The organism is Nakamurella sp., from assembly GCF_048594475.1.
Taxonomy (GTDB): Bacteria; Actinomycetota; Actinomycetes; order Mycobacteriales; family Nakamurellaceae; genus Nakamurella.
Genome location: NZ_JBMDXT010000098.1, coordinates 1 through 7,967 on the forward strand (window position 1 = coordinate 1; position 7,967 = coordinate 7,967).

Consider the following 7,967-nt stretch of genomic DNA (forward strand, 5'->3'; position numbering starts at 1 on the left):
CCGAGAAGGAGTGCGCGATGGCCAAGAACCCGTTCATGAGTGCCTACCTGAGCGCGGCCAACCGGGTGGCCAACACCGCCCGGGGCAAGGCGACCACCGAGGCGAAGCGGTCGGCCAAGCGGGAGCAGACCAAGCTCGTCAACGCCTGGACCGACATGATGACCGGCGGGGCGACCCGCCGCCGGCGCCGCCGTCGCTGATCGCGAGCCGGTTCCGTACCGTCGAACCATGCCCGTGATCCACGCGACCGTGACCACCGACCTCGCCCCGGCCGACGCGCTCCGCGTCCTGACCGACTTCGGACCGGGCCGGGCCGAGGCGTTCCCCAATGTCGACCAGTCCACCCTCGTCGTGCACGCGGTGGGGGACACCTGGGCGGACGTGACCGAGGGCAACAAGCTCGGCTGGGAACGCGAGCGCTACGACTGGGACGCCGCGGCCGGCACCATCACCGCGGTGACCACGGAGTCCAACCTCTGGGCGGCCGGGTCCCGGTGGGACTACCGGATCACGCCCGACGGCACCGGCAGCAAGGTGCAGGTGCGGTTGGAGCGGCACGCCAACGGCTGGAAGGGTCATCTGGTGGCCGCCCTGATCCCGCTGCTTGGGGCGCGGACCGTGCGCTCCGGGGTGGGCAAGGCACTGGGCGCCCGCTGACGGGCCGTCCCGACTGCCACCCGGACCGACTGCCACCCGTGCCAACTGCCACCCTTACCGACTACCACCCGTAGTGCTCCAGCAGTGCCCAGAGCGGCGGCCGGGCGCGGTCGCCGAAGTGCCGCACGTTGACCAGGTGCTTGTGCAGCAGGAGCGCCGCGCGGCGCTCGGGAAAGCCGGGGTCGACCGGGTACTCGTCCGCGTAGGCCGTGAGGAACGCGGGCGGCAGCCGGTCCGACAGGCTCAGGTAGGCCAGGTCCAGCTCGCGGTCGGCGTGGCTGACCGCCGGATCCACCAACGCCCGGCCCCCGACCATGTTGCCCGGCCACAGGTCGCCATGGGTGAGCGAGGCCGGCGGATCCGGGCGCAGCAGCTCCGGCAGGGGGCCCCGGCAGGCCGCGTCGATCCGGGCCCGCAACTCGGCGGGCAGCTCCGCCCGGGCCAGCTGGGGCCGGACCCGGCGCTCGACGTAGAACGCGGGCCACGTGTCCGTCCAGGTGTTGTCCTGCGGGAAGCGGCCGTGGAAGTTCGGCGTCGGCCAGCCGAACCGGCCGGCGGTCCTCCGGTGCAGCCGGGCGACGGCACGGCCCAGACCGGCCCAGTCGGGATCCCCGGTCACGTGTTCCAGGACCAGCGTCCGGGCGGCCGCGCCGAGCACGGCGGGCACCGGGGCCCCGGCCGCGGTGAGCGCGGCCAGGCCGTCGGCCTCCTGGTCAACCGGGTACGGGCAGCGCTTGACCACCACCGTCCGCCCGTCGGCCAGGGTCGCCAGGGTCGTGCGGCCGATGTACCCGCCCTCCAGCGGCTCCTCCCGGATCGGCCGGGGCAGGTCGGCCGGCCAGTCGCCGGCCGCGGGGTCGGATCGACCGCCGTCGGCGGGGCCGTCGGACGGTGACGGGTGCTCGTGGGTCGACATGCGATCAGTTTCGTCCCCGCCGGCGGTCGATCATCATGTCCGCGCACGGCCGGTCCGGCCGGGCGCCGCCCACCGGCCCACAACGGAGGACCACATGACCACCCCCGCCCGGCCCGGGTCCACCGGGCCCATCCCCGCCGACGCCGTTCCGGCCGACTCCGCGGCCGGGTCCGGCCCGGCCGGCACGGGCCGCATCGACGGTATCCACACCATCGGAGTGCCCGTCACCGATCAGGATCAAGCCCTGCGGTTCTATGCCGGAACGCTCGGCTTCGAGGTCCGGACGGACGTGCCGATGCCCCAGCTGGGCGGCCGGTGGATCGAGGTCGCGCCGCCCGGCGGCGGCCCCTCCATCGCCCTGATCCCGGCCTCGGCGACGGCCCCGGCCGGCCGGGAGGTCGGCGTCCGGTTCACCACCGCCGACGCGGCGGCGCTGCACCGATCCCTGGCCGCCGCCGGCGTCGGTGTGGGGGAGCTGCTGACCTGGCCCGGTGTGCCCCCGATGTTCACCGTCTCCGACCCCGACCGGAACGGGTTCGAGGTCGTCCAGCACGACTGACCGGCCCGGCCGCTCCTCCCGCGGCGGCTCGGGGGCCGCCGGCCGGCTCCCTCGCGCGGGAACCGGCACCCGCGGCGGGCTACATCACCGGCGGCCCGGCCGGGTCGCCGGCGGTGGGCCAGTCCGTGCCGGTCTGCTCCCGGTAGGCGTCGACCGCCGAGCCGATGGTGGGGAAGAAGTGCTTCTGCTCGATGCGCGAGGTCAGCTCGTACCGGTCGATCTTGGCCTTGACCGGGTCCTTGACCTCGGCGAACACCATGTCGACGCCGCGGGCGTTGAGCCACTCGTCGAGTTCGGCGAGCATGTCGGCCGCGGTGGTGTCCACGTCGGTGATCGGCTCGGCGGTCACCACGATCCAGCGCGGACGGGGGCTGGCCTCGGCGATCCGGCGCAGGTCGTCGCGGAAGGTGTTGGCGTTGGCGAAGATCAGCGGCCCGCTGAAGCGGTAGAGGACCAGCCCGGGCAGCAGCGCGGCGCCCGGATAGCTGTCCGTGTCGTGGTAGCCCTTCAGGCCCGCCACCTTGCCCAGCTGGGCCCGGTCCGGCCGCCACACCCGGCTGAAGACGTTGAGCACCGAGAACGCGACGGCGATCGCGATGCCCGGCAGCACGCCGAGCAGGGCCACGCCCAGGAACGCCGCCATCGCGAGCGCGAAATCGGACCGCCGCTGCTGCCACAGCCGCCGCAGGCCCGGCAGGTCGGCCAGCGAGACCGAGGCCGCGATCACGATGGCCGCCAGGGTCGGCTGCGGCAGGTTGCGCAGCAGTCCGGGGAAGAAGACCAGCATCAGCGTCACCGCGCCGGCCCCGACCAGCCCGGTGACCTGTGACCGGGCGCCGTTCTGCTCGGCGACCGCGGTCCGCGACCCGCTGGTCGAGACCGGGAAGCCCTGGAAGAAGCCGGCGGCCACGTTCGCGGCGCCGATGCCGATCATCTCCCGGTTGCCGTCGACGTCCTCGCCGCGGCGGCCGGCGAACGCGCTGGCGGTCGAGATCGTGTCGGTCAGCGAGACCAGCGCGATGCCAAGGGCCCCGGCGAACAGCAGCCCGAGGTCGCCCAGCGGCACCGTTGGGATGGTGAAGGGCGGGAAGCCCTCCGGCAGCACGCCGACCAGCTTGACCCCGCGGTCGGCCAACCCGAACAGGGCCACCGCGGCGATCGCCAGGACCGTGGCCACCAGGACGCCGGGAATCCGCGGGACGAACCGCTTGAGCAGCAGGATCACGGCCAGGCTGCCCGCGCCGATGGCCAGCGCGGCCGGCACGGTGCGCCCGTCGAGCACGCCGCGGACGAACAGCGTCGCTTCGTCGATCAGGCCGTCGCCGTCCACCGAGAACCCGAAGAGCTTGGGCAGCTGCCCGATCACGATGGTCAGGGCCAGGCCGTTCATGTAGCCGATCTGGGTCGGCTTGGACAGCAGGTCGGCGATGAAGCCGAGGCGGAACACCCCGGCCGCGATGGTGATCGCGCCGACCATCAGCGCCAGGATCGACGCGTAGGCGACCGCGCGACCCGGATCGCCGTTCGCCGTCACCAGGGGGATCACCACGGCCGCGATCATCGGACCGAGCGAGGAGTCCGGGCCGAGCACCAGCACCTTCGACGGGCCGAAGGCGGCGTAGCCGAGCAGGCACAGCACGGTCGTGTAGAGGCCGGTGATCGGGGGCAGCCCGGCCAGCTCCGCGTAGGCCATGCCCTGCGGCACCAGCAGGGCGGTCAGCACCAGGCCGGCGGTGACGTCCTTGCCCAGCCATGCCGGCCGGTAGGTGCGAAGCATGTGAACGCCCGGCACCAGCCGTTCGATGGCCGCGACCGTGCTCATGGGACCCCTTTCCGGGCAGCGCGAGTGCAGCCTGTCACAGCGCCGGCGGGTCGGGATCCATCCGGACCGCCCGGCGGCCGGAGTTCATTCGAGCCGGGTGAACCGCACCGGCCGGTGGGGCAGCATGATGAAGCGTCACGGGGGTTGTGCGGCCGCCGGGCGGCCCCGGGCCGTCCGGTCGCCACCCGTCGACGCCGGACCTGGCGGCAACGGAGAAGGACACACTCGATGCAGCATTCGTCGACCCCGGCCCAGCGGTGGTGGGCCCGCGGTGCCTTCGTGGCCTGGATCGCCGCGATCGTGGTGCTCGTGGCCACCGAAGGGGCCATCGGGCTGACCCTGCTGGTGGTCGGCCTGATCGGCGCGGTCGTCGTGCTGATCGGCGGCTACTGGTTCCTGGCCAAGCGGGGCGTCGGCCGGTGGCTCGGCCTCGGCGTCGCCGTGGCCGCCGTGATCGCCGTCCTGGTGATCTTCCTGTGGCAGGACGCGATCGTGGTCGCGATCGTGACGATCGCGCTGCTCGGCCTGGGCGGTGCCGCCGCCCGCCGGGCGATGCACACCAAGGCCCCCGAGTGGATGCCGACCACCCGGACCCCGCCGCCGCTGCGGCCGTTCATCGTCATGAATCCCCGCTCCGGCGGCGGCAAGGTCGTCACCTTCGACCTGCAGCGCAAGGCCGAGGCACTGGGGGCCGAGGTCGCCCTGCTGGACGGCCCCGGGCACGTTGATGTGGCCGCGCTCGTCCGCGACGCGGTGGACCGCGGCGCCGACCTGCTCGGGGTGGCCGGCGGCGACGGCACCCAGGCGCAGGTCGCCGGCATCTGCGCCGAGCACGACCTGCCCCTGCTGGTGATCAGCGCCGGCACCCGGAACCACTTCGCGCTGGACCTGGGCCTGGACCGGGACGACCCGTCGACCTGCCTGGCCGCGCTGACCGACGGCGAGGAGGTGCGGGTCGACCTGGGACTGATCGGCGACCGGCCGTTCGTCAACAACGCCTCGTTCGGGGCCTACGCCGAGATCGTGCAGAGCCCGGAGTACCGGGACAACAAGAACAAGACGATCCTGTCGATGCTGCCCGACCTGCTCGACCCGACCCAGGGCAGCCGGCTCACCGTCCGCACCGGCGCCCGCACGCTGACCGATCAGCAGGCGATCCTGATCAGCAACAACCCGTACGGCTCCGGGCGGCTGCGCGACCTGGGCCGCCGGGAACGCATCGACCAGGGCGTCCTGGGCATCGTCGCCGGGCACATCGCCAGCGCCGGCGAGGCGGCCGCGCTGCTGCGGCGGGCCGAGTTCCGCACGGTCACCACGCTGGTCGGGGACGGCGACGTCGTCGTGGACGTCGACCGGTCCGGCGACGCGCCGGCCAAGACGCAGATCCCGGTCGGCGTCGACGGCGAGGCGCTCATGGTCCCGGCTCCGGTGCGGTGCTCGGTCCGGCCGCGCGCGTTGCGGGTCCGCCTGCCCCGGGAGCGGCCGGGCGTGCCGTTCATGCCCGATCCGATCGACTTCCGGCGGTTGTCCGCGCTGGCCCTTGGCCGGTAGGCGGCCGCCGATCGGCGCCGCCCGGAGGTGATCGCCCGGAGGTGATCGCCGCCGGACGGCGCGGGTCACCCGCTCAGGGCCCCGACGATCTCCTTGAGCCGATCCGCCTGGTCGGTGGTCCAGCCCGGCGGCTGCAGGACGGCGGCCCAGCCGTCGACGAACTCGAGCGTGTAGGTGTGGCCGTGGCCGGGCGGCGTGTCGACCGGCTCCAGCATGTCCGCGGCCACCTGCCAGAACGTGACGAACGGGATCCAGACCATCTCGTCGGTGACGTCGGGACCGGGCGGCTCGGCCAGCCAGTCCGGACGGTGCAGGATCAGATCCGGGTTCAGCCAGGTCACCGGGTCGGACGCGTGCTGCAGGTACAGCACCCGGCTGCCGGTCCAGGGCGCGCCCTCCGGCGGGATCGCCACCCCGGGGTCGTTGGCGAACCGGACGGTCCGGCCGTCCCGCAGCACCGGCTGGACCTCGGGGCTGCCCGGGTCGCGCCGGTCGGTGAACTCCCGGTGCAACGCGTTGGAGCTCGGCGGTCCGGCGAGCAGGATCCCGCTCGTGCGGTTGGCCATGTCGGCCTCGCCGCTGAACGCCGTCTCCATGGCGAACGAGCCCAGGCTCAACCCGAACGCGTACAGCGCGGGCCGCCGGTCCGCGGGCAGCTCGCTCCACGTGCGGTAGACCGCGTCGAACAGGGCCCGACCGGCCTCCCGCGCGCGGTCCTGGTCGACCAGGAACGAAGCCCACGACGGCAGGTAGGAGTACTGGATCGCCACGGCGGCGCTGTCCCCGCCGGTTTCGTACTCGAACGCCGCGATCGCCGCCGGATCCACCCAGCCGGTCCCGGTGGTGCCGGTGACCAGCAGCGCCGCGCGGTCGAATCCGCCCGCCCGGGTCAGGTCGGCGACCGCCAGCTCGGCCCTCTCCTCCGCGGTGCCGGCCGAGGCGATGCCCGCGTAGGTGCGGATCGGCTCCTTGGCCGGCGCTCCGGTGAACGCTCCGATCTCGGCGGCCGTCGGTCCGGTGCCGATGAAGGTGCGGCCCTGGTACCCCAGGGTGTCCCAGGCCACCAGCGAGCCGGGGCCGCCCGACCGTGCCCCCGTGGTCGGGGGCACCGCCTGCTCGTTGGTCGTGGTGTCCCGGACCGCGAAGATCCGGTCGGTCAGGCCCAGGACGCCGTCCAGCAGCACCCCGCTGACCAGGCCGACGGTCAGCACGACGACCAGGGCCCAGCCCACCACCCGTGCGGCGCGGGCACCGATCCACCTGGACAGCTGCCGGGCGGTCCACCGGTAGCCGCGACGCAGGAGGCGGCCGACGGCGACCAGGCCGGCGAACACCAGGGCGGCGACCACCGGCGCGAGCAGCCGGGACGCCAGCGGTTCGGCGGGCGCCCCCATCAGGTCGCGGATCTGGCCCTGCCAGCGCTGGCCCAGCAGGTATCCGGCCACCAGCAGCACCGGTCCGGCCGCCGCGAAGATCCGCCAGGATCGTCGCCGGGTGGGCCGGACGGGCCGGTCGGCGACCTCCCGCCACACCCACGCGCCCAGCACCCCGAGGCCGTAGCCGATCGCGCCGTTGATGCCGCAGACCACCCCCATGAACGCGCCGGGCCGGGGCACCAGCGACGGGGTGAACGACAGGCAGACGAAGACCACCGCGACCCAGGCGCCGGGCAGCGTGTACCGGAACCGGCGGCGCCGCTCCCGGTCCGGCGGCGCCGGTGGCCCGGGCTCCGCGCCCACCGGCGCCGCGCCGGGGGCGCCGGACCGGTCGTCGGCGTTCCGGTCGGTCGAGACGGTCATGCGAGTCCTTCTGACGCGAGCTGGACGAAGAGCAGGCCAAGGGCGTTGACCGACCAGTGGGCCAGCAGCGGCGCGACCAGGCTGTCGCTGCGGGCCCGCAGCAGGCACAGCACCGCGCCGGCACCCGCCGTGAACAGTACTGTCACCGCGACCCGGACCAGGACGCCGAGCGTCCCGCCGCCGACCGCATCGGTGACCGCCGCATTCGCGGCCCCGCCGCCCAAGGCCGGGGTCACGTGCCAGAGCCCGAACAGTCCCGACGAGATCAGGGTCGCCGCGCGCGGGCCGGACCGGCGGCGGACCAGCCCCCAGAGCACGCCCCGGAACGCGAGTTCCTCCGGCAGCACCGTGCCCAACGGGATCACCACGGCCATCGACCACAGCACGGCCGGCCACGAACCGGGTGTGGATCCGTCCACCGCGGCCCGTGCGGCCGGGATCAGCAGGGCCAGGCCGTAGCCCACCGCGACCGCCGCCGCGAATGCTCCGCCCCAGCGCAGGCCGGCCGGCGCCGACGAGCGGGCCAGTCCGAGGTCGGCCGGCCCGAGCCGGGCCCACCGGGCCGCCAGGGCGAGGGCGACGGTCGCCAGCACCCCGATCAGGACGGTCCACGGCGACCACCGGAACTGGGCGAGGTTGATCGCGACCAGCAGCGTGAGCAGG

The 7,967-nt window shown here is 74.3% G+C and carries 8 protein-coding genes; 4 read left to right on the top strand and 4 right to left on the bottom strand.

Annotated features, from left to right (window positions below; all coding sequences use genetic code 11):
- A partial coding sequence (locus tag ACOJUF_RS05015; protein WP_420120766.1) for a hypothetical protein occupies nt 1–200 on the top strand: 200 nt, incomplete at its 5' end.
- Nucleotides 201–228: 28 nt separating this feature from the next.
- Nucleotides 229–657, top strand: a complete 429-nt coding sequence (locus ACOJUF_RS05020) for an SRPBCC family protein (protein ID WP_420120767.1) — start codon at nt 229–231, stop codon at nt 655–657.
- A gap of 61 nt (nt 658–718) precedes the next feature.
- Here the strand turns inward: ACOJUF_RS05020 and ACOJUF_RS05025 are convergent, their stop codons facing one another.
- Nucleotides 719–1,573, bottom strand: coding sequence for a fructosamine kinase family protein (locus tag ACOJUF_RS05025; RefSeq protein ID WP_420120768.1), 855 nt, complete (start codon nt 1,571–1,573; stop codon nt 719–721).
- 94 nt (nt 1,574–1,667) lie between these two features.
- On the opposite strand from ACOJUF_RS05025, the gene ACOJUF_RS05030 reads away from it, so the two are divergent.
- Nucleotides 1,668–2,132, top strand: a complete 465-nt coding sequence (locus ACOJUF_RS05030) for a VOC family protein (RefSeq protein WP_420120769.1) — start codon at nt 1,668–1,670, stop codon at nt 2,130–2,132.
- Nucleotides 2,133–2,211: 79 nt separating this feature from the next.
- On the opposite strand, the gene ACOJUF_RS05035 is transcribed toward ACOJUF_RS05030, so the two are convergent.
- Nucleotides 2,212–3,954 (bottom strand): SulP family inorganic anion transporter, encoded by a 1,743-nt coding sequence (locus ACOJUF_RS05035; RefSeq protein WP_420120770.1) that lies wholly within the window; start codon nt 3,952–3,954, stop codon nt 2,212–2,214.
- Nucleotides 3,955–4,182: 228 nt separating this feature from the next.
- On the opposite strand from ACOJUF_RS05035, the gene ACOJUF_RS05040 reads away from it, so the two are divergent.
- Entirely contained in the window at nt 4,183–5,505 is a 1,323-nt protein-coding gene (locus ACOJUF_RS05040) for a diacylglycerol/lipid kinase family protein (protein WP_420120771.1), read from the top strand.
- Nucleotides 5,506–5,570: 65 nt separating this feature from the next.
- Here the strand turns inward: ACOJUF_RS05040 and ACOJUF_RS05045 are convergent, their stop codons facing one another.
- Both ACOJUF_RS05045 and ACOJUF_RS05050 read right to left on the bottom strand, forming a co-directional pair.
- Nucleotides 5,571–7,304 (bottom strand): alpha/beta hydrolase, encoded by a 1,734-nt coding sequence (locus tag ACOJUF_RS05045; protein WP_420120772.1) that lies wholly within the window; start codon nt 7,302–7,304, stop codon nt 5,571–5,573.
- Nucleotides 7,301–7,967 (bottom strand): CPBP family intramembrane glutamic endopeptidase (locus ACOJUF_RS05050; protein ID WP_420120773.1); only part of this gene is annotated, 667 nt, incomplete at its 5' end. The genes ACOJUF_RS05050 and ACOJUF_RS05045, both read right to left, overlap by 4 nt.

What these genes read in the sequence shown, in the direction of transcription:
- ACOJUF_RS05035 (WP_420120770.1), bottom strand. Translation starts at nt 3,954, where the DNA reads ATGAGCACGGTCGCGGCCATCGAACGGCTGGTGCCGGGCGTTCACATG.
- ACOJUF_RS05020 (WP_420120767.1), top strand. Translation starts at nt 229, where the DNA reads ATGCCCGTGATCCACGCGACCGTGACCACCGACCTCGCCCCGGCCGAC.
- ACOJUF_RS05025 (WP_420120768.1), bottom strand. Translation starts at nt 1,573, where the DNA reads ATGTCGACCCACGAGCACCCGTCACCGTCCGACGGCCCCGCCGACGGC.
- ACOJUF_RS05045 (WP_420120772.1), bottom strand. Translation starts at nt 7,304, where the DNA reads ATGACCGTCTCGACCGACCGGAACGCCGACGACCGGTCCGGCGCCCCC.
- ACOJUF_RS05040 (WP_420120771.1), top strand. Translation starts at nt 4,183, where the DNA reads ATGCAGCATTCGTCGACCCCGGCCCAGCGGTGGTGGGCCCGCGGTGCC.
- ACOJUF_RS05030 (WP_420120769.1), top strand. Translation starts at nt 1,668, where the DNA reads ATGACCACCCCCGCCCGGCCCGGGTCCACCGGGCCCATCCCCGCCGAC.